Source organism: Streptomyces sp. NPDC041205 (genome assembly GCF_055591765.1).
Genome location: NZ_JBVIZH010000007.1, coordinates 248161 through 268555 on the forward strand (window position 1 = coordinate 248161; position 20395 = coordinate 268555).

A 20395-nucleotide genomic window follows, 5' to 3' on the forward strand; every position below is an offset into this window, starting at 1 on the left:
AGGCCGCCGCATCCGACAAGGGTGCGGCGGCCTTGTCGTGCGGCCGTGCGGACGGTTCTCGGGCACGTACAGCCGGAGTTCTCAGAGCTGTACGGCAGGATGTGCGCCATGCCCAGCGCAGAGAAGACGCCCCCCACACGCGCGCATCAGTCCGTACCAGAGCAGGCGCCGCAGCCTGTGCTCCCCACGAAACAGGATGAGGTCGCCACCGCCGGCAGCGAGCTGATCGGCGGACCGATCGGCCGCAGAGCCGTCCTGGCGGTGGCCTGGCTGACCCCCGTACGCGTCATCGCGCTGGTCGCGATCGGCATGTTCGCACTCGGCATGGTGCAGAAGATGCCCTGCTACAACGGCGCCTGGTTCGTCGGCGCGAGCTCGCAGTACACGCATGCCTGCTACTCCGACATCCCCCACCTCTACCAGGGGCGCGGCTTCGCCGACGGGCTGGTGCCGTACTTCGACAAGCTGCCTGCCGACGTCGGCATGGAGTACCTCGAGTACCCGGTGCTGACCGGTCTGTTCATGCAGGTGGCCGCCTGGCTGACACCGGGCAGCGGGTCCATCCAGCACCAGGAGAAGGTCTACTGGATGGTCAATGCCGGGATGCTGATGGTCTGCACCGTCATCATCGCCGTCTGCGTGACCCGCATCCACCGGCGCCGCCCCTGGGACGCCCTGCTCGTCGCCCTGGCCCCTGCCTTCGCCCTGACGGCCACCATCAACTGGGATCTGTTCGCGGTCGCTCTGACGGCCCTGGCGATGCTGATGTGGTCGCGTGGGAGGGCCGTGCCCGCGGGCATCCTCATCGGCCTCGCGGCGGCCGCCAAGCTCTATCCGGCGCTGCTCCTCGGGCCGCTGCTCGTGCTGTGCTGGCGGGCAGGGCGCTGGCGGGCCTTCTGGCTCACCGCAGGGAGCGCGGTGGGAGCCTGGCTCGCGGTGAACCTGCCGGTGATGATCAGCCACGACTCGGCGGGCTTCCACATCCGCGAGGGCTGGGCGAAGTTCTACACCTTCAGCCAGGAGCGCGGGGTCGACTTCGGATCGTTCTGGCTGATCCTCTCCCAGCGCATGGACGACCCGCTGACCACGGACACGGTGAACAAGCTCGCGGCCGCCCTGATGATCCTCTGCTGCCTGGGAGTGGCCGCCCTCGCCCTGACCGCGCCGCGCCGCCCACGGCTGGCACAGCTGGTCTTCCTGGTGGTCGCCGCCTTCATCCTCACCAACAAGGTCTACTCACCGCAGTACGTCCTGTGGCTGATTCCGCTCGCCGCGCTGGCCCGCCCCCGCTGGCGTGACTTCCTCATCTGGCAGGCGTGCGAGGTCGCGTACTTCCTGGGGATCTGGGGATACCTCGCGTTCACGACGAGCGGGGACGCCCGCAAGGGACTCCCCACCGAGGGCTACCAACTGGCCATCGCGGTCCACCTGTTGGGGACGCTGTACCTGTGCGCCGTGGTCGTGCGCGACATCCTCCTGCCGGAGCGGGACGTGGTGCGGCGGACCGGGGAGGACGACCCCTCAGGAGGGGTCCTCGACGGCGCTCCCGATGTCTTCGTGCTCGGTCCGGCTGCGCGTTCGCCGCGGCAGGCCGCGCCGGACGGAGCGGGCTCGTGCGTGCAGTGGGGGACCAGGGGCGATCGTTCGCCTTGAGCGAACAGGGTGAGGAGAGCGGGTGCGGGGAGGGCGTGGGCCCGCCTTGCCGAGCACCGGGCCCCCTCTGCTGAGCACCGGGCCCACCCTGCTGAGCAAGCCGAAGGGCCGGTACGCGGGATGCGTACCGGCCCTTCGGCATCTCTGTGGAGCGACGGCTCAGCGGTCGACGATCCGGTCGAACTGCGTGGTCGTGTGCCGCAGATGGGCCACCAGTTCCTCGCCCACCTTCGGCTCCGGCGCGTCCGACGGCACGAAGAGCAGCGACACCTGCATGTGCGGCGGCTCGGCGAACCAGCGCTGCTTGTCGCCCCAGACGAACGGCGACAGGTTGCGGTTGACGGTCGCGAGGCCCGCGCGGGCCACGCCCTTCGCCCGCGGCATCATGCCGTGCAGTGCCTTGGGGGCCTCCAGGCCGACGCCGTGCGACGTACCGCCCGCGACGACGACCAGCCAGCCGTCGGAGGCGACCTTCTGCTGGCGGTAGCCGAAACGGTCACCCTTCATGACGCGCGTGACGTCCAGGATGGCGCCCCGGTACTCGGTCGCGTGATGGTCGCCCAGCCACAACTGCGTACCGATGCGCGCGCGGAAGCGGGTCTGCGGGAACTGCTGCTGGAGGCGAGCCAGTTCACCGGCCTTCAGGTGGCTGACGAACATCGTGTGCAGCGGCAGGCGGGCGGCGCGCAGCCGGTCCATCCAGGCGATGACCTCCTCGACGGCGTCCGAGCCGTCGGTGCGGTCGAGCGGCAGATGGATCGCGAAGCCCTCGAGGCGCACGTCCTCGATGGCCGCGTGCAGCAGCGGCAGGTCCTGCTCGCTGACGCCGTGCCGCTTCATCGAGGACATGACCTCGATGACGACACGGGCGCCCACGAGGCCGTGCACGCCGTCGATCGACGACACGGAGCGGATGACGCGGTCGGGCAGCGGCACAGGCTCTTCGCCCCGGCGGAACGGCGTCAGGACCAGCAGGTCGCCGCCGAACCAGTCCTTGATCCGGGCGGCCTCGTAGGTCGTGCCGACGGCGAGCACGTCCGAGCCGAATCGCGTGGCCTCCTCCGCGAGCCGCTCGTGACCGAAGCCGTAGCCGTTGCCCTTGCAGACCGGGACGATGCCCGGGAACTGCTCCAGCATGTGCTTCTGGTGTGCCCGCCAGCGCGCGGTGTCGACATAGAGCGTGAGCGCCATGGCTGGTCCCGGAACCTTTCTGGTGTCTGCGGTGTAACAGAGGTATGGAAGGAAATGCGGAAGGAAGCGGTGCGGGATCAGCGACGCGACATGTAGATGTCGAGAGCCTTGTGCAGCAGCTTGTTCAGCGGGAAGTCCCACTCACCGACGTACTCCACGGCCTCGCCGCCGGTGCCGACCTTGAACTGGATCAGGCCGAAGAGGTGGTCCGTCTCGTCGAGGGAGTCGGAGATGCCCCGCAGGTCGTAGACGGAGGCGCCGAGCGCGTAGGCATCGCGCAGCATCCGCCACTGCATCGCGTTCGAGGGCCTGACCTCACGCCCGATGTTGTCGGACGCGCCGTAGGAGTACCAGACGTGACCGCCCACGACGAGCATCGTCGCGGCCGACAGGTTCACGCCGTTGTGCCGCGCGAAGTACAGCCGCATGCGGTTGGGATCCTCGGTGTTGAGGGTCTGCCACATCTGCTGGAAGTAACCCAGCGGCCGCGGGCGGAACTTGTCGCGGATCGCGGTGATCTCGTAGAGGCGCTGCCATTCGGCGAGGTCCTGATAGCCGCCTTGGACGACCTCGACGCCGGCCTTCTCGGCCTTCTTGATGTTGCGACGCCACAGCTGGTTGAAGTTCTTGAGGACGTCCTCGAGGGCGCGGTTGGCCAGCGGCACCTGGAACACATAGCGGGGCTGCACGTCACCGAAGCCGGCGCCACCGTCCTCGCCCTGCTGCCAGCCCATGCGGCGGAGCTTGTCCGAGACCTCGAAGGCGCGCGGCTCGATGGTCGTCGGCTCGACGTCGCGCAGCCGCTTCACGTCCGGGTTCTGGATGCCGGACTTGATGGCGGGGGCGTCCCAGCGGCGGATGACGACCGGCGGGCCCATCTTCACGGAGAAGGCGCCCTGCTTCTTCAGGTGCGCCAGCATCGGCTGGAGCCACTCGTCCAGGTTCGGGGCGTACCAGTTGATGACTGGACCCTCGGGCAGATACGCGAGATAGCGCTTGACCTTGGGCAACTGGCGGTAGAGGACAAGACCCACGCCGACCAGCTGGCCGGTCCTGTCGTCGAACCAGCCCAGGTTCTCCGAGCGCCATTCGCTCTTCACGTCTGCCCATGCGGGGACCTGGCAATGACTTGCCGACGGCAGGCTCTGGATGTACGCCAGATGCTGCTCTCGGCTGATGGTCCTCAGGGTCAGGCTCATTCGCGGCGCTCCTCGGGCTGGTGTGTCCCCATGGGTACAGGGGCTCCGGCTCTCGCGCCGAAGCCTACTGCGCCCTGCGAGCGCCCCGTCTGGGCGTATGGAACCTTCGTCCCCGGTCGTGCTCCGACCAGGGGCGGTGCGGGTCCCTCAGCGGCGGGTCCGCTGTCCGTTCAACGGAGTTCGCCGGCTACCAGAGTCCGCCGAAGAGTCCGCCGTGCGCCATGCCCAGGAAGAAGCCGACCGCCGAGGCGCCGAGCCCGACGATCAGGAAGAACCGCTCGCGGGTCGTCACCGAGATGAACTGCCCGTAGGCCCCCGTGAAGATCCCGACCAGACCGGTCCAGGAGCTGAGCAGGTGCAGGTTGTGGAACATCGCGGTCACGAAGGCGATGGCCCCGAGCACCAGCGTCACGCCGAGCAGCGTGTCCTGGAGCGGATGGGGCTTGCCGTCGGTGGCGAAGAGAGAGCCTGCGGTGTCACGTCGCATTGCCTGTGCCATGGAGGCACCTCCTGCGGAAGGCGGCGCATCGTAGCGCCATACACACCCGATGTGTACAGATTCTGCCCGCCCACCGTCGGATTTCAACCGGAAGGCAAGGTGCAGGTAGTCTGTACCGTCTGCACCGGTGTCTGCCCAGGCCACAGCACGAGCCCCCGTCCGCGGGGGTCGATTGTCAGTGGCGGCCGATACCGTTGCGTACGCATCACGACCCTCCTGCCACGGAACGACCGTGGCCGCTGAGTCCAAAGGAGGTGGGTTCCACATGCGTCACTACGAGGTGATGGTCATCCTCGACCCCGATCTCGAGGAGCGCGCTGTCTCCCCGCTGATCGAGAACTTCCTCTCCGTCGTCCGTGAGGGCAACGGAAAGGTCGAGAAGGTCGACACCTGGGGCCGTCGTCGTCTCTCGTACGAGATCAAGAAGAAGCCCGAGGGCATCTACTCGGTCATCGACCTGCAGGCCGAGCCTGCGGTCGTCAAGGAGCTCGACCGCCAGATGAACCTGAACGAGTCGGTCCTCCGGACCAAGGTCCTCCGCCCCGAGATGCACTGAGCCCTCTGGCTCAGGCCCGTTGAGCCCCTGGGCTCGACGGCACTCGGGATCCGAGTAGCAGCAGTAAAAGCAGCCAGCAGCAAACCCGCCGAGAGGTTCCCCCAATGGCAGGCGAGACCGTCATCACGGTTGTCGGCAATCTTGTCGACGACCCCGAGCTGCGCTTCACCCCGTCCGGTGCGGCGGTCGCGAAGTTCCGTGTCGCGTCCACCCCCCGCACCTTCGACCGGCAGACCAATGAGTGGAAGGACGGCGAGAGCCTGTTCCTGACCTGCTCGGTCTGGCGTCAGGCGGCGGAGAACGTCGCCGAGTCGCTCCAGCGAGGCATGCGCGTCATCGTGCAGGGCCGGCTGAAGCAGCGGTCCTACGAGGACCGTGAGGGCATCAAGCGCACGGTCTACGAGCTGGACGTCGAGGAAGTCGGCGCCAGCCTGAAGAACGCCACGGCCAAGGTCACCAAGACCACCGGTCGCGGCGGCCAGGGTGGATACGGCGGCGGTGGCGGCGGCGGCCAGCAGGGCGGCGGCTGGGGCGGTGGCTCCGGCGGCGGTCAGCAGCAGGGTGGCGGCGGTGCTCCCGCCGACGACCCCTGGGCGACCGGTGCGCCGGCCGGTGGCGGCCAGCAGCAGGGCGGCGGCGGTGGCGGCTGGGGCGGAAGCTCCGGCGGCTCCGGTGGCGGCTACTCGGACGAGCCCCCCTTCTAAGCCTCGGGCCGTAGGCCTCAGGGCGAGAAGGCGGGTCGTACCCACACTTCTTGATCACACAGGAGAAACACCATGGCGAAGCCGCCTGTGCGCAAGCCTAAGAAGAAGGTCTGCGCTTTCTGCAAGGACAAGGTCCAGTACGTGGACTACAAGGACACGAACATGCTGCGGAAGTTCATTTCCGACCGCGGCAAGATCCGTGCCCGCCGCGTGACCGGCAACTGCACGCAGCACCAGCGTGACGTCGCCACGGCCGTGAAGAACAGCCGTGAGATGGCGCTGCTGCCCTACACGTCCACCGCGCGATAAGGGAAGGGTGACCGAAACATGAAGATCATCCTCACCCACGAGGTCTCCGGCCTCGGCGCCGCCGGCGAGGTCGTAGACGTCAAGGACGGCTACGCCCGCAACTACCTGATCCCGCGGAAGTTCGCTATCCGCTGGACCAAGGGTGGCGAGAAGGACGTCGAGCAGATCCGTCGTGCTCGCAAGATCCACGAGATCGCGACCATCGAGCAGGCCAACGAGATCAAGGCCCAGCTCGAGGCCGTCAAGGTCCGCCTGGCCGTCCGCTCCGGCGACGCCGGTCGTCTCTTCGGCTCTGTCACCCCGGCCGACGTCGCTTCGGCGATCGAGGCTGCCGGTGGCCCGAAGATCGACAAGCGTCGTGTCGAGCTTGGCGCGCCGATCAAGACCCTGGGCGCCCACGCGACGTCCGTGCGTCTGCACCCCGAGGTGGCCGCGAAGGTCAACGTCGAGGTCGTCTCTGCCTGAGTCGCAGCAATGCGCTCGCAGGACTGAGTGAAGGGGCCGCACCTACGGGTGCGGCCCCTTTGCCGTGCTCGGCCACGTGTGCCGTGTTTCACGTGAAACACCGCGCGAGGAGACTCAATACGTCGCTCGCTGCGGCACAGCGCGTGGCGCCCGGAGCCTCAGCGGGTGGCGCCCGTGACGACCCAGCGCCCGGAGCGCGACCGCAGCCACAGGGTCAGCGCTCGCACGGTCATCATGAGCGTCATCGCGGCCCACAGGGCGGTCAGGCCGCCGCCGAGGGTGGGGACGAGGAGCGCAACGGGGGCGAAGACCGCCAGGGTCGCCAGCATGGCCCAGGCGAGGTACGGCCCGTCCCCCGCGCCCATCAGGACGCCGTCGAGGACGTAGACGACGCCGCAGATGGGCTGGGCGAGGGCTATCACCATCAGCGCGGGCAGCGCCGCGTCCTGGACGGCGGCGTCGCCGGAGAACAGCGGGACGAACACGGGGCGGGCCGCGACGACCAGCAGGCCCAGGGCGGCGCCCGAGACGACGCCCCACTGGACCATGCGGCGGCAGACGTCGCGTGCGCCTTGTGGATCGTCGGCGCCCAGGTAGCGGGCGATGATGGCCTGCCCGGCTATCGCGATGGCGTCGAGGGCGAAGGAGAGCAGGCTCCACAGGGACAGGACGATCTGGTGGGCCGCCACGTCGGCGTCGCCGAGGCGTGCCGCCACGGCTGTCGCGATCAGGGCGATGGCGCGCAGGGCGAGCGTGCGCGCCAGGAGGGGGACTCCGGCCTGGGCGCAGGCTCTTATGCCGGTCGTGTCGGGGCGCAGGGAGGCGCCGTGCCGCTTGGCGCCGCGGACGACGACGTAGAGGTAGATGGCCGCCATACCGCACTGGGCCAGGACGGTGCCCCAGGCGGAACCGGCGATGCCGAAGCCGAAGCCGTAGACCAGGAGCACGTTCAGGGCGCCGTTGGCGACGAAACCGCCGACGGCGACGTACAGCGGCGTCTTGGTGTCCTGCAGGCCGCGCAGCACGCCGGTGGCGGCGAGCACGATGAGCATCGCGGGGATGCCGAGGATGGAGATGCGCAGGTACGTGACCGCGTACGGGGCCGCTGAATCGGAGGCGCCGAAGAGGTCGACGAGCGCGGGGGCGGTCGGCAGGGCGACGGCGATGACGGCGGCGCCGAGGAACAGGGCGAGCCAGATGCCGTCCATGCCCTGGCGGATCGCGGCCTGCAGATCTCCGGCGCCGACGCGGCGGGCGACGGCGGCCGTGGTGGCGTACGCGAGGAAGACGAAGACGCTGACGGCCGTTGTCAGGAGCGCGGAGGCGATGCCGAGGCCGGCGAGCTGCGCGGTGCCGAGATGGCCGACGATGGCGCTGTCGGCCATCAGGAAGAGGGGCTCGGCCACGAGTGCGCCGAAGGCGGGGACGGCGAGGGCGACGATCTCTCGGTCGTGCCGTCGCCGGGCGGCCTTGGGCGCCGCGGGAGCCTGTGTCATGAGCACCAATCTAATCTTCCACAGGTAAGAGATGCAATTGCCATAGGACCCTTACTTGGCTCGGGTGTGCGCATCGGGCGGCGCCTCGTTCGTCAAGATCTTGGGCCGACTGGGGAAGTTTTTCTTCTGCACAGCCGGTGGACGGTAAAGGTGCAGGTCAGGGCTATTGTGGAAAAGGTCCTGAGGGCTTGTTCACAGGGCTGTCCACCGGACCGTGCACAGGTTTTGCGGGGTTCTCCACAGCATCACGCCCGTCATCCACACCGCCTGTGGATAACCAGATTGGCTGACGGTGCCCGCGGGCCTACCGTGGTCCGGCGCCCGCCTCGTCCTGCCATCGCGGAAACTCCGCAAATCCGACGCGTCAGAACCGGAGTTGGGCCCCCTTATTTGTCAGTGTCGTGCCGTAGGAAAGAGAGGCACGGCGAGGTCCGCGTGGCGGACGGGAGGAGGTGGCCCGGTGAGTATTTCCGAGCCCTTGGACGACCCGTGGGCCGACAGCGGTCCGGGGGACCGTCTGCCCGTCTCCCGCCCGCGCCGCGACGGCGGACGCGGCCAGGAGCAGCACGAGCGGGGCAGGGAGGGCGGCTGGGACAGCGGCGGCACGTCCTTCGAGCGCGTCCCGCCGCAGGACCTCGACGCGGAGCAGTCCGTGCTCGGCGGCATGCTCCTGTCGAAGGACGCCATCGCGGATGTCGTCGAGGTGCTCAAGGGCCACGACTTCTACCGGCCGGCGCACGAGACGATCTTCATCGCGATCCTCGACCTGTACGCCAAGGGCGAGCCCGCCGACCCCATCACCGTCGCCGCCGAGCTCACCAAGCGCGGTGAGATCACCAAGGTCGGCGGCGCCTCCTACCTCCACTCGCTCGTCCAGACGGTCCCGACCGCGGCGAACGCCGAGTACTACGCGGAGATCGTCCACGAGCGCGCGGTGCTGCGCCGCCTGGTCGAGGCCGGTACGCGCATCACACAGATGGGATACGCGGCCGACGGCGACGTGGACGAGATCGTCAACAGCGCTCAGGCCGAGATCTACGCCGTCACCGAGCAGCGCACCAGCGAGGACTATCTGCCGCTCGGCGACATCATGGAGGGCGCGCTCGACGAGATCGAGGCGATCGGCTCGCGCAGCGGCGAGATGACGGGTGTGCCGACGGGCTTCACCGACTTCGATTCGCTCACCAACGGCCTGCACCCCGGCCAGATGGTCGTCATCGCGGCCCGTCCCGCCATGGGTAAGTCGACGCTGGCGCTCGACTTCGCGCGGGCCGCGTCCATCAAGCACAACCTGCCCAGCGTCATCTTCTCCCTGGAAATGGGGCGCAACGAGATCGCGATGCGTCTGCTGTCCGCGGAGGCACGGGTGGCGCTGCACCACATGCGTTCCGGCACGATGACCGACGAGGACTGGACGCGACTGGCCCGCCGGATGCCCGAGGTGTCGGCCGCTCCGCTCTACATCGACGACTCCCCGAACCTGTCGATGATGGAGATCCGCGCCAAGTGCCGCCGCCTCAAGCAGCGCGCCGACATCAAGCTCGTGATCATCGACTATCTGCAGCTGATGCAGTCCGGCGGCTCGAAGCGCGCCGAGAGCCGACAGCAGGAAGTCTCGGACATGTCGCGAAACCTGAAGCTCCTCGCCAAGGAGCTCGAGGTGCCGGTCATCGCCCTCTCGCAGCTGAACCGTGGCCCCGAGCAGCGCACCGACAAGAAGCCCCAGGTCTCCGACCTGCGTGAATCCGGCTCCATCGAGCAGGACGCGGACATGGTGATCCTGCTGCACCGCGAGGACGCGTACGAGAAGGAGTCACCCCGCGCGGGCGAGGCCGACATCATCGTGGGCAAGCACCGTAACGGCCCGACCGCGACGATCACGGTCGCCTTCCAGGGCCACTACTCGCGCTTCGTGGACATGGCACAGACGTAGGGTTCGGCTCCCGTGCGGGGAGCTTTCACCCCATCGCCTGATGCCATGTGGCTCAAACCAGTTCCGGTTGCGATTCCGGTTCGTGCTGCCGGACCAGTGCGGCCTTCGGCTCCCACAGTTTCGTGGTCCGTACGTAGCCGTAGATCACGGATGCCATTGCCAGCAGCAGAAGAGGTCCGAACAGCCACGGGGTTCTTGCCATTTCCATCGGCAGAAAGCGATAGGACAACAAGAGCGCGGCAAATACCGTCGCGCCATAAGCGGTGAACCGAATTCCTGAGCGGTCCCAGCCGCGGTCAAGTGTGCGCAGCCCTGCCTCGATGGTGAGTGTGAACACCACGCCGGCCACGATATCCACGCCGTAGTGGTATCCGAATCCCAGCGTCGCACCGAGTGTGGCGATAAGCCAGAAAGCGCCCGCGTATCGCAGAATTCGTGGGGCCTTTCGGGAATGGATGAAGATCGCCGTGGCCCATGCTGTGTGCAGGCTGGGCATGCAGTTGCGCGGGGTGACCTCGTCGAACGGGATCGGGTGCGGGGTGCTGATCGACGGCGGTGTGTCCGGCCACAGATGGGCGACCGCCCACTGCGCGGTGGGGGGTGTGCTGGGCCACAGGTCGGGATTGGTCCAGTGCTCGCTACCAGTGCCGTAGGCGAAGATCGGCCCGACCACCGGGAAGATCATGTAGATGCCCGGCCCGAGCAGGCCGATGACCAGAAACGTACGCACCAGATGGTGACGCGGGAAACGGCGTTCCACGGACACACGGCGCAGCTGGTACAGAGCGACCACGACCGCGGCCACCGCGAGCTGAACGTAGACGAAGTCGAGCAGACGGATGCCCGTCGGGCCGGTGGCCGCGACCAATCGGCCCACCACCCACGACGGGTTGCCCAGCGCGTGGTCGGCCGTCGCCACGTACTGGTCGAGCACCGTGGGGCGGGTCTTCGCCGTGATCAGCAGCCAGGCGTCACCGGTCTTGCGGCCGGCCACGAGCAGCAGACCGAGGCCGACGCCCTTCAGCAGGAGGGTGCGTTCCCGGCCGGTGCGGCGCGTGAGGGCGATGACCGCGCAGCCCAGCATCACCCACAACGCGCCGTTGCCGAAGGTCAACTTGGAGTCGACCGCCAAGCGGCCCAGGAAGAAGGGGATGTCGATGCAGACCGCGACGCCGAGCGCGATGAAGCGCTCCCGCCAGGTGAGGACCACCATCATCAACGCCATGCCGGCGTACAGCAGCGGCCCCGAACTGGGCGCGAAAATCACCTCTTGCGCCTGGTTCGTGATCGGCCCCGGCAGGCCGTAATGGCGCGCGGCGATCTCCAGCGCGATGAGGAACCCGAGGGCCACCACAGTTGCGGCGGCCCATAGCATCGGCCGTGGTTGACGCCACGCGGTGAAATTAATTCTGCTTTTTATTCGCGAGAGCGCCCGCGACAAGTGAGGTATCAATTGTTTGGCCGATTTGGTAGATGCTAGCTATTGGATAACTCTTCGTGCTGGCTGACGTGCATTTCGGTGAACGCGGGCGATCGGGGCGATCGTCGTGAGTCGGATCATGTTAGCGGAGCGGCGCGGGTGGGTTTGGCTCGTCGCGGGCGGTACGAAGGTCATGCGAAGGCCGGTCGATCCTGTGCTCGATGATCTGATGTCTGAGGTCGATCATGAAACTCCCGCCGCCCGGTGGGTATGGAGAGCGTCGAGTTACCCAGCGGCTGCAAAGCGTGCGCACAACGGCGTGAACTGGCGCCTTGGGTGGGGGATGGTGTTCGGCCAGGACACCTTCCGGGAGTACCCGGACGGTTGGGGGCTGGCCTTCGAGTCGCGGGACATGGTCCTGTCCCAGCAGCAGCTCAACGGCGACCGCTGGGACGACTGGCTGGCCGGTGAATGCCCCGCGCTCCTGGTCCGCGGCAGCCGCAGCAATGTGCTCAGCGGCCAGCACGCCAAGGGCATGGTCGCGCGCCGTCCCCGTACGCGGCTCGTCGAGTTGGTGACCGAGCACACCGTGCACGAGAGCGACCCGGCAGGCTTCGCCGCCGCGGTCCGGGGCTTATTCGACGGTTTGTGAGCCGCTGGAGCACCAGGGGGCGAGCGGCGGGGTCTCCCAAGGGGCGGGCCGCGCGGGCTACGCGGACTCGCTGCCTCGGGGTGTGAGCTTCACCAAGGCCGGGTGCCGCTGGGCCGCCAGTGCGCCGCGGACGATGAACTCCTTGTACAGGGCGGCGAAGCGGCCCGTGAGGACCAGTTCGCGTGGGCTGTCGTCGTCGCGTACGTACTGCACGAGGGCGTCCCGCCGACCCAGGCTGATGCACTGATTGACGTAGCGGAAGCGCAGGGTGCGCGGGGTGCGGCCGGCGAGGCGGTCGGTCACCGTGCGGGCCACGTGGGCCGCCGCGGGGAGGCCGGTCGCGCAGGCCATGCGCAGCTCCTGGCCGTCCTGCCGCTGCGCCGCGGCGGCGTCGCCGATCGCGTACACGTCCGGGTGCGAGACCGAGCGCAGGGTACGGTCGACCACCATGCGCCCGTGCTCGTCCACCGCGAACCCCGCCGCGCGTGCCACATCCGGGACCCGGAAACCCGTAGTCCACACCACCGTGTCCGCGGGAAGGTGCCGACCGTCGCTGAGTAGAACCCCGTCCGCGCGCACCTCGGCGACGCGCGCGTGCTCCTGCACTTCCACGCCGAGCCGGGCGAACACCCGGCGCAGATGCCGCCGCCCGCGTTCCGACAGGGCCGCGCCCAGCGCCCCACCGGTCACCAGGCGGACCTTCAACTCCGGCCGTGACTCGGCCAGTTCCGATGCCGCCTCGATCCCGGTCAGCCCACCGCCGACGACGGTGACGCAGCCGCCCTCGGCCAGCTTCGCCCGCAGCCGCGCGGCGTCATTCCTGACCGCGAGGGGATACGCGTGCTCCGCGGCCCCTGGCACGGCGCTCTCGTCCGCGCTGCTGCCCAGGGCATAGACCAAGGTGTCGTAGGGGATGGGTGCGCCGTCGGCGAGCCCGACCTCACGGCGATCGGGGTCGATCGACACGACCCGGTCGACGACGAACTCCACGGGCGCTCCCGCGAGCAACTCGGCGATGGCCCGCTCCCGCACCTGCTGGCCGACGGCGATCTGATGCATCCGTACGCGCTCGGCGAACCGGTCGGCGGCGTTCACCAGGGTCACCCGCGTCGCCGGATCCTTGGCGATCATCTTGGCCGCGACCACTCCCGCATAGCCCGCGCCCAGTACCACGATGTGCGCTGCCATCACGTTCTCCTTTCAACGGTGTGTGGCGTCAAAGGGTTGACCGGATGAGCGGGGCGGTTCGTGACATCGCGGGCTGAGATGGCGCTCACAGGGTGGCAGGGAACAGAGCAGGGAAAACGGGGCGGGGGACGGGGGTCCGACAGAGGCGAGGGCAGGGATACGCGTGCACAGGGGTGTTTCACGTGAAACATGTCCCGCCAGGTCAGGCGGCAGCACCGGAATTGACTCGACGCGCGCCGCTCACCCGTATGGACTGGCCCCATGACTCATGAAGAGCTGCTTCCGAGCACCCGCCGGTCCCTGCTGCATCGCATCGCCACCGCCCAGACGGAGGGGCGGGCCCCTTCGCTGGTCGCCGCGATCGCCCGCGATGGTGAGCTGGTGTGGACCGGGGCCCGCACCTCGGTGGCGGGCCACGCGCCGGACGAGAACGTCCAGTACCGCATTGGATCGATTACGAAGACGTTCACCGCGGTCCTCGTGATGCGCCTGCGTGACGAGGGTGTGCTCGACCTCTCGGACCCGTTGGAGAAGCACCTGCCGGGTACCGGCGCGGGCGAGGTGACGATCGCGGAACTCCTCGGGCACACGGGCGGGTTGGGAGCGGAGACGCCGGGTGTCTGGTGGGAGCGCAGCTCGGCCTCGCTGCGCCCCGAGCTGAGCGACGTGCTCGGCGAGCAGCCCTTCAAGCACCCCGTCGGACGTCGGCACCACTACTCCAACCCCGGCTACACGCTGCTCGGTTCGCTGGTGGAGGCGCTGCGGGGCGAGCCGTGGGAGGACGTGCTGCGCCGGGAGGTCCTGGAGCCGCTCGGCCTGACCCGCACCAGCGGCCACCCGCAGGCCCCGCACGCCGGTGGCTGGGCGGTGCACCCCTGGGCGGACGTCATGCTGCCCGAACCCACCGAGGACCTGGGGCTGATGGCACCGGCCGGACAGCTGTGGTCCACCACCGCCGACCTGGCGCGCTTCGGCGTCTTCCTGATGCAGGGCGACGACCGGGTGCTCGGCGTGGATTCGGTTCGCGAGATGAAGACGCCGGCGGCGCCCGCGGAGGCCGGGAACTGGGAGCGGACGTACGGCCTCGGGGTGGATCTGGTCGGTGGGAAGGGATACACGCTGGCCGGGCACTCGGGCTCGCTTCCCGGGTTCGTCGCGTCGCTGTGGACGAGCGAGAAGGACAGGCTGGCGGCGGTGGTCCTTGCCAACTGCACTTCCGGGCCGCCGGTGGCCCTCGTAGCCGCGGAACTCCTGCAGATCGTGGCGGAGGCCGAGCCGCGCATTCCCGAGCCGTGGCGGCCGCTGCCGGAGGTCGACCCGGCGGTTCTTGAGCTGGTGGGGCCCTGGTACTGGGGGACCAACGTGTCTGTGCTGCGCCTCACGGCCGAGGGCGCGGTCGAGGTGGGGCCGCTGTCGGGTGCGGGGCGCGGTTCCCGGTTCCGGCCCAACGGGGACGGGACGTGGACGGGGCTCGATGGGTACTTCGCAGGCGAGCGGCTGGAGGCTGTGCGGCGGGCGGACGGCTCGGTGAGCCATCTGGACCTCGCGTCGTTCGTGTTCACGCGTGAGCCCTATGAGGCGGGAGCGCCGGTGCCGGGCGGGGTGGACCCGGAGGGGTGGCGAGGGCTCGCTTAAGCCGTCCGGGGTGTCCTGTTTCACGTGAAACAGGACACCCCGACACGCGTCGTCACGGGCGGAGCCCCGCACGCGCTCAGAGCCCACGCGGTCCGTGCCCCCCGGTCAGAGCTGAAGTACGTGCCCCCACACGGTCAGAGCTGAAGCTTGAAGCCCACGTGCGAGGCCGTGAAACCCAGGCGCTCGTAGAAGCGGTGCGCGTCGGTGCGCTTGACGTCCGAGGTCAGCTGCACCAACTGGCAGCCCTGCCGCCGGGACTCGTCGACGGCCCACTCGATGAAGCGAGTGCCGAGCCCGCTGCCCCGCTCATCGGCGTGCACGCGGACAGCCTCGATGATCGACCGGACAGCGCCCTTGCGGGAGAGGCCCGGCACGATGGTGAGCTGCAGTGTTCCCACCACGCGGCCCTCGCGCACGGCGACGACCAGGTTCTGGTTCGGGTCCTCGGCAAGTCGCTCGAACGCCGCCAGATAAGGCGTGAGGTCGTCGGGGGACTCGCGCTGGGCGCCCAGGGGGTCGTCGGCGAGCATCGCCACGATCGCGGGGATGTCATCGGGCACGGCGGGTCGTATCTCAAGATCTCCCATGGCCGCAGCCTATGCGGATGCCCATCGGGCGGACGGGTCCAGGCGGGTGGACCTCGGCGTACGAGCCTGGGTCGGTGGGCCGCCCTAGGCGGGCGTGCGGACCGCCTCGACCGCCTGGACCAGCGGGGCGAGCTCGGGGTTCTTGGCGGCCTCGTCCAGGGCCTCCCGCAGCGCCGTGTCATTGGTGGGGCGGGCCTCGCCGAGGAGCGCGGCTCCGCTCTCGCTGACCTCCGTGTAGATGCCGCGCCGGTCGGTGGGGCACAGGTAGCGCGAGAGGAGCCCGCGCTCCTCGAGACGGGTGACCAGGCGGGTGGTGGCGCTCTGGCTGAGGACGACGGCGTCGGCGACCTGCTTCATCTGCAGATGGCCGCCCTCGCCGTCGTGCTGGCGGTTCAGGACGTCGAGCAGGCTGTACTCCCGCACGCTCAGGCCGTGCTTGGCCTGCAGGGCCCGCTCGACATGGGCCTCGATCTTCCCGTGGAGCAGGGAGAGAGCGCACCAGCCCTGGGCGAGGGCGGTGAGTGCGGGGTCTGTCGCTGTCATGACTTCTCCTCCGTCTTCCTGCGTCCCGGACGCCTTCCTGCGGCTCGGACGGGTCCCGTGGTCCGGGTGACTTCCCGTGTCCGTGACCGGCCGCTGCCCGCGTCCTTGAGCGGCTGCGTCCAGGATAGTCCACTGCTGCAATATCCGGCGCTTGCAATTAACCCGCGCGTGCAACTATTGTGGACGCACGTTAAGCGCCTCTGCAACAGTCTGGAAGGTAGTTCCATGCCTCTCGCGCTTCTGGCCCTCGCGATCGGGGCCTTCGGAATCGGCACCACGGAATTCGTGATCATGGGATTGCTGCCCGAGGTCGCGGGTGACTTCGACGTCTCCATCCCGACCGCCGGTCTGCTCGTCACCGGCTACGCCCTCGGTGTCGTCGCCGGAGCCCCGCTCATGACCGTCCTCGGCCAGCGGATCTCCCGCAAGCGGATGCTGATGCTCCTGATGGGTCTCTTCATCGCGGGCAATCTGCTCTCCGCCGTCGCCCCCAGCTTCGGCGTGATGCTGGCAGGCCGCGTCGTCGCCTCGCTCGCCCACGGTGCCTTCTTCGGGATCGGCTCGGTCGTCGCGGCCGAGCTCGTCGCCCCGGAGAAGAAGGCGGGTGCGATCGCCATGATGTTCACGGGTCTGACGGTGGCCAACGTGGTCGGTGTTCCGCTCGGCACGTTCGTCGGCCAAGCCATCGGCTGGCGCGTCACCTTCGTCATCGTGGCCGCCCTCGGCGTGCTCGGCCTCGCCGGTATCGCCAAGCTCGTGCCGGACCTGCCCAAGCCCGAAGGCGTACGGCTCCGCGACGAGGTGGGTGCCTTCCGCAACGTACAGGTGCTGCTCGCCATGGCGATGACCGTCCTCGGCTTCGGCGGCGTCTTCGCGGCCATCACCTACATCACGCCGATGATGACGGACGTCGCCGGCTACGCGGACTCCTCCGTGACCTGGCTCCTCGTCCTCTTCGGCCTCGGCATGGTCGGCGGCAACCTGATCGGCGGCAAGTTCGCCGACCGAGCGCTGATGCCGATGCTGTACGTCTCGCTCGGCGCCCTCGCTGTCGTGCTCGCCCTGTTCACGGTCACCGCGCACAACAAGGTCGCGGCAGCCGTCTCCGTCGCGCTGATCGGCGCCCTCGGCTTCGCCACCGTGCCGCCGCTGCAGAAGCGGGTCCTCGACCAGGCTGCCGCGGCGCCGACGCTCGCCTCCGCCGCCAACATCGGCGCCTTCAACCTCGGCAACGCCCTCGCGGCCTGGCTCGGCGGCTTCGTGATCTCCGCCGGCTTCGGATACACGGCCCCGAACTGGGTGGGCGCCGCACTCGCCGCCTCCGCCCTCGGCCTGGCCGTCCTCTCGGCCGCCCTGGAGCGCCGGTCCACCTCCCCCGGCAAGGTCGTCACCGGCGCCGTGACCCTGGCCGAGGCCCCGACGCCCGTCCACCACTGACCACCTCCCGCACGACCCCCGATCCGGGCCCACCCCGGGATCCCGCACCTCACGCCGGGTCCCCCACCACCCCGGCAGAACCCCAAGGAGAAACCCCTCATGAGCACTGCCCCCACCGCCGCCGTCGCCCCGCTGACCACCAGTGACGCCGAGGTCCTCGTGACCGCCGCCCGCCGTGCCGCCGAGGCCGCGGACGTCACGGTCAGCGTCACCGTCCTCGACGCCGGTGGCCACCTCCTGGCCTTCCGCCGCGACGACCGGGCCGTGCTGATCTCCGGCGAGACCAGCACCCGCAAGGCGTTCACCGCGCTTCAGCTGAACGCCCCGACCGCCGACCTCGTCGACGCGGTACAGCCCGGTGCGCCGTTCCACACCCTGCCGACCGCTCTCGACCGGCCGTTGCTGTTCATCGCGGGCGGTGTGCCCGTCCACCGCGACGGCCGCCTGATCGGCGCGATCGGAGTCGGTGGCGGTGCCCCCGAGCAGGACCACGAGTTCGCGACGACGGCCGTGCGGAACCTCGCGTAGCCCCGAGCGGTCACGTACAGGCCGCAACGAAGCCCGTCCTCAAGTGCCGGAAACACCATGGCACTTGAGGGCGGGCTTCGATGTGCTCGCTCGCGGCGGGCCCGTGGGTGTCAGCCCGCGGCGACCGTCAGCGGGGCGAATCGTCGGGTCCAGTCCCCGGGCAGCTCCGGGATGCCGTGCGTCATCACGGCGTTGAACGCGACGGACTCCAGGCCCCGCGCCTTGACCCAGGTGAGCAGTTCCTCGTGGCGTACGTCGATGTCGGTGCGCAACGGCCGGTCGGTGTGGGTGCCGAGGGACGTGATGAGTGCCTTCGCCGTCTCCGTGTCCCGGGCGATCAGCGGGCCGACGACATGGGTCTGCATGTTCGGCCACGCGCCCGCGTAGCCGATGATCTCGCCGTCGGCCTCCGCGACCCTCAGCTGGTCGGTGAACGCCGGGAGGCGGGTCAGCACATGGGTCCGGTCGAGGCCGAAGACCTCTGTGTCGAGCCTGACGAGGGTGGGCAGGTCCTCCGCGGTCGCCGCCCGGGTGGAGATGCCCGGAGTCTGATCGTCCGAGGTGGCGGGCGTGAAGCGGCCGGAGACCATCTCGGCGCGGCCGGTCGTCTTGAAGCCGAGCTGTTCGTAGAGGGGACGGCCGTTCGGGGTCGCGTGCAGGGTGAGCGGGGTGGTGCTCGCGGCCTCGATGACGTTGCGCATCAGATGGCGGCCGATGCCCTTGCGGGCATGACGCTCGGCGACCAGCACCATGCCGATCGCCGAGAGCCCGGGGTTCTCATGGGGTCCGTACTGGGTGACGACGCACGCGGCGATCAGGCCGGGGCCGTCGGGGTCGTCGATGCCGTAGCCCGTTCCGGCCGAGAGCAGCAGGCCCCATTTGTGTTCCTCGCGGGGCCAGCCGCGGTCCTCGGACAGATCGGCGCAGGCCGTGAGATCACGGGGAGTCAGCCTGCGGATGGGCAGTGCGGAGAGGGTAGGTGTCGACACGCGGGTCAGGCTGTCTGACGCACGACCTCGGCGTCCACCTTTTTGTGGGTAGAAGCACGCTGCTTTTGGCCAAGTTGTTTCTGGTCAGTGCGGTGGGTGGCGCGCAGCCGCCGACCGCGTCGGGTCAGGCCCCAGGGCTTGAGGACCGAGATGACCGTCATGAACAGATATGCGCTCATCGAGACGATGGGCCCGGCGATGAGATCGGTCGAGCTGGCCAGTTGTTCTCCCGCGGCCACGGCCGTGGCCGCGTCGTTGACGCCCGGTCGCAGCGCGAAGGTCGACGCGGTCACGGTGGCCAGGGTCAGCCAGAACTTCGTATAGACCCAGCGGTGCTGCGCGAGACCCCAGGGCGTGCCCAGCGAGAGCAGGACCCCGCTCAGCAGCGTGAGGAAGGCCAGCGGGAGCACGAGCCAGTCGGTGAAGACCTTCATCGAGCGGACGGAGGCCTCGATGGTCGGGGCTGAATCGGTGGTGATCGCGGCCGCGGCGAGAGCGACGAGGCCGAGCGTGAGCCCGAGCCAGCCGGCGGAGGCGGCGACGTGGACGACGAGGGTGGCCCGGCGTGCGGGGCGGCGTAGTTTCACGTGAAACACGGTGCCGGGAGGAGCGCGCCGGGGCGTCTGACAGCGGGAGTAACCGCGGGTACTAGCCTCGGCGTACATGGCACGCCTACACCTCTTCGACCTGGACGGCACGCTGCTGTACGGCACCGCCGCGCCCGTGGAGATCTCCCGTCAGCTCGGTCTGGAGCGGGAGATCGCGGAGCTGGAGCGGGACTTCGTCGCCGGACATATCGACTCCCCGCAGTACGCGATGCGGGTGCACGCGCTGTGGGCAGGCCTCACCGACGCACATGTGGCGGCAGCCTTCGAGGGGGCGCCATGGCTGGGCGGCATCCGCGACACCTGGGCCGAGATCCGTGCGAACGGCGACTATTGCGCCGTTGTCTCGCTCTCTCCGTCGTTCTTCGTGGAGCGCCTTCTGGGGTGGGGCGCCCATGCCGCGTACGGCTCGCGTTTCCCGGCCGTGCCGTTCACCGAGCCCGTGAACCCCGCGGGCATCCTCGACCCGGCGGCCAAGGTGAAGATCGCGAACCGGCTCTGTGAAGAGTTCGGGGTGAGTCCGGCCGATTGCGTTGCGTACGGAGACTCACTGTCCGACCTGGACCTGTTCACCGCGATGCCCGTTTCGGTGGCGGTCAACGCGGATCCGCGGCTGATCGACCTGGCCACACACACGTATGTCGGGCGCGATTTGTGGAAGGCGTACGAATTGGTGCGCACGCCGGTAATCGAGGCAATTGATGGGGGTGGAGCTTTGAATTCCGAGTGAAGGAAGGGTACTTGTGCGCCGAGCGGTGGCCGGTATGGTCGACTCCGGTTCAAGCCGGGGGTGGAGAACGGTTCGA

Annotated in this window: 21 protein-coding genes; 11 read left to right on the plus strand and 10 right to left on the minus strand. The window is 69.1% G+C overall.

The window, feature by feature from the left end; all coding sequences use genetic code 11:
- Positions 1-99 precede the first annotated feature (99 nt).
- Positions 100-1653: a glycosyltransferase family 87 protein gene (locus tag ACZ6BG_RS28780; RefSeq protein ID WP_469007201.1), complete on the plus strand. Its 1554-nt coding sequence runs from the start codon at positions 100-102 to the stop codon at positions 1651-1653.
- A 159-nt stretch (positions 1654-1812) separates the two neighbouring features.
- Here ACZ6BG_RS28780 and ACZ6BG_RS28785 read toward each other — a convergent pair whose 3' ends face one another.
- The 3 genes from ACZ6BG_RS28785 to ACZ6BG_RS28795 form a co-directional block, all read right to left on the minus strand.
- On the minus strand, positions 1813-2844 hold the full coding sequence (locus ACZ6BG_RS28785; protein WP_030357783.1) for an alanine racemase: 1032 nt from the start codon (positions 2842-2844) through the stop codon (positions 1813-1815).
- A gap of 77 nt (positions 2845-2921) precedes the next feature.
- Positions 2922-4043, minus strand: coding sequence for a lipid II:glycine glycyltransferase FemX (locus tag ACZ6BG_RS28790; RefSeq protein WP_030357784.1), 1122 nt, complete (start codon positions 4041-4043; stop codon positions 2922-2924).
- 187 nt (positions 4044-4230) lie between these two features.
- Positions 4231-4542 (minus strand): hypothetical protein, encoded by a 312-nt coding sequence (locus ACZ6BG_RS28795; RefSeq protein ID WP_030357785.1) that lies wholly within the window; start codon positions 4540-4542, stop codon positions 4231-4233.
- 265 nt (positions 4543-4807) lie between these two features.
- On the opposite strand from ACZ6BG_RS28795, the gene rpsF reads away from it, so the two are divergent.
- The 4 genes from rpsF to rplI all read left to right on the plus strand — a co-directional run bounded on the left by rpsF (position 4808) and on the right by rplI (position 6576).
- Entirely contained in the window at positions 4808-5098 is a 291-nt protein-coding gene (gene rpsF, locus ACZ6BG_RS28800; protein WP_016644628.1) for a 30S ribosomal protein S6, read from the plus strand.
- Between the two features lie 104 nt (positions 5099-5202).
- A complete protein-coding gene (locus ACZ6BG_RS28805; RefSeq protein WP_469006762.1) occupies positions 5203-5802 on the plus strand; it encodes a single-stranded DNA-binding protein in 600 nt (199 codons plus the stop codon).
- Between the two features lie 72 nt (positions 5803-5874).
- A complete protein-coding gene (gene rpsR / locus ACZ6BG_RS28810; protein ID WP_006381652.1) occupies positions 5875-6111 on the plus strand; it encodes a 30S ribosomal protein S18 in 237 nt (78 codons plus the stop codon).
- An 18-nt stretch (positions 6112-6129) separates the two neighbouring features.
- The gene (gene rplI, locus ACZ6BG_RS28815) at positions 6130-6576 is read left to right on the plus strand and encodes a 50S ribosomal protein L9 (protein WP_189731142.1); all 447 of its coding nucleotides are present in this window, start codon (positions 6130-6132) and stop codon (positions 6574-6576) included.
- Between the two features lie 158 nt (positions 6577-6734).
- On the opposite strand, the gene ACZ6BG_RS28820 is transcribed toward rplI, so the two are convergent.
- Entirely contained in the window at positions 6735-8072 is a 1338-nt protein-coding gene (locus ACZ6BG_RS28820; protein WP_469006766.1) for an MATE family efflux transporter, read from the minus strand.
- Between the two features lie 460 nt (positions 8073-8532).
- Between ACZ6BG_RS28820 and dnaB the strand changes: the two genes are divergently transcribed.
- Positions 8533-10005 carry a replicative DNA helicase gene (dnaB, locus tag ACZ6BG_RS28825; protein WP_030357789.1) on the plus strand — a complete coding sequence of 491 codons (1473 nt, stop codon included), beginning with the start codon at positions 8533-8535 and terminating at the stop codon, positions 10003-10005.
- 52 nt (positions 10006-10057) lie between these two features.
- Here dnaB and ACZ6BG_RS28830 read toward each other — a convergent pair whose 3' ends face one another.
- On the minus strand, positions 10058-11380 hold the full coding sequence (locus ACZ6BG_RS28830; RefSeq protein WP_469006769.1) for a phosphatase PAP2 family protein: 1323 nt from the start codon (positions 11378-11380) through the stop codon (positions 10058-10060).
- A 364-nt stretch (positions 11381-11744) separates the two neighbouring features.
- Between ACZ6BG_RS28830 and ACZ6BG_RS28835 the strand changes: the two genes are divergently transcribed.
- Positions 11745-12077 carry an alpha/beta fold hydrolase gene (locus ACZ6BG_RS28835; RefSeq protein ID WP_469006772.1) on the plus strand — a complete coding sequence of 111 codons (333 nt, stop codon included), beginning with the start codon at positions 11745-11747 and terminating at the stop codon, positions 12075-12077.
- A gap of 57 nt (positions 12078-12134) precedes the next feature.
- Here ACZ6BG_RS28835 and ACZ6BG_RS28840 read toward each other — a convergent pair whose 3' ends face one another.
- On the minus strand, positions 12135-13265 hold the full coding sequence (locus ACZ6BG_RS28840; protein ID WP_469006774.1) for an NAD(P)/FAD-dependent oxidoreductase: 1131 nt from the start codon (positions 13263-13265) through the stop codon (positions 12135-12137).
- 261 nt (positions 13266-13526) lie between these two features.
- On the opposite strand from ACZ6BG_RS28840, the gene ACZ6BG_RS28845 reads away from it, so the two are divergent.
- A complete protein-coding gene (locus tag ACZ6BG_RS28845; protein ID WP_469006777.1) occupies positions 13527-14900 on the plus strand; it encodes a serine hydrolase domain-containing protein in 1374 nt (457 codons plus the stop codon).
- A 134-nt stretch (positions 14901-15034) separates the two neighbouring features.
- On the opposite strand, the gene ACZ6BG_RS28850 is transcribed toward ACZ6BG_RS28845, so the two are convergent.
- Positions 15035-15487 carry a GNAT family N-acetyltransferase gene (locus ACZ6BG_RS28850; protein WP_469006780.1) on the minus strand — a complete coding sequence of 151 codons (453 nt, stop codon included), beginning with the start codon at positions 15485-15487 and terminating at the stop codon, positions 15035-15037.
- 84 nt (positions 15488-15571) lie between these two features.
- Positions 15572-16030, minus strand: coding sequence for a MarR family winged helix-turn-helix transcriptional regulator (locus ACZ6BG_RS28855; RefSeq protein ID WP_380843134.1), 459 nt, complete (start codon positions 16028-16030; stop codon positions 15572-15574).
- A gap of 225 nt (positions 16031-16255) precedes the next feature.
- On the opposite strand from ACZ6BG_RS28855, the gene ACZ6BG_RS28860 reads away from it, so the two are divergent.
- Together ACZ6BG_RS28860 and ACZ6BG_RS28865 are read left to right on the plus strand one after the other, a co-directional pair.
- Entirely contained in the window at positions 16256-17467 is a 1212-nt protein-coding gene (locus ACZ6BG_RS28860) for an MFS transporter (RefSeq protein ID WP_469006786.1), read from the plus strand.
- Between the two features lie 99 nt (positions 17468-17566).
- On the plus strand, positions 17567-17995 hold the full coding sequence (locus ACZ6BG_RS28865; protein WP_469006790.1) for a GlcG/HbpS family heme-binding protein: 429 nt from the start codon (positions 17567-17569) through the stop codon (positions 17993-17995).
- A 110-nt stretch (positions 17996-18105) separates the two neighbouring features.
- Here ACZ6BG_RS28865 and ACZ6BG_RS28870 read toward each other — a convergent pair whose 3' ends face one another.
- Together ACZ6BG_RS28870 and ACZ6BG_RS28875 are read right to left on the minus strand one after the other, a co-directional pair.
- Positions 18106-18984 carry a GNAT family N-acetyltransferase gene (locus ACZ6BG_RS28870; RefSeq protein WP_469006794.1) on the minus strand — a complete coding sequence of 293 codons (879 nt, stop codon included), beginning with the start codon at positions 18982-18984 and terminating at the stop codon, positions 18106-18108.
- Between the two features lie 5 nt (positions 18985-18989).
- On the minus strand, positions 18990-19571 hold the full coding sequence (locus ACZ6BG_RS28875; RefSeq protein ID WP_469006796.1) for a DUF2269 domain-containing protein: 582 nt from the start codon (positions 19569-19571) through the stop codon (positions 18990-18992).
- A 76-nt stretch (positions 19572-19647) separates the two neighbouring features.
- On the opposite strand from ACZ6BG_RS28875, the gene ACZ6BG_RS28880 reads away from it, so the two are divergent.
- Positions 19648-20319 (plus strand): HAD family hydrolase, encoded by a 672-nt coding sequence (locus ACZ6BG_RS28880; RefSeq protein WP_469006799.1) that lies wholly within the window; start codon positions 19648-19650, stop codon positions 20317-20319.
- Positions 20320-20395 lie beyond the last annotated feature (76 nt).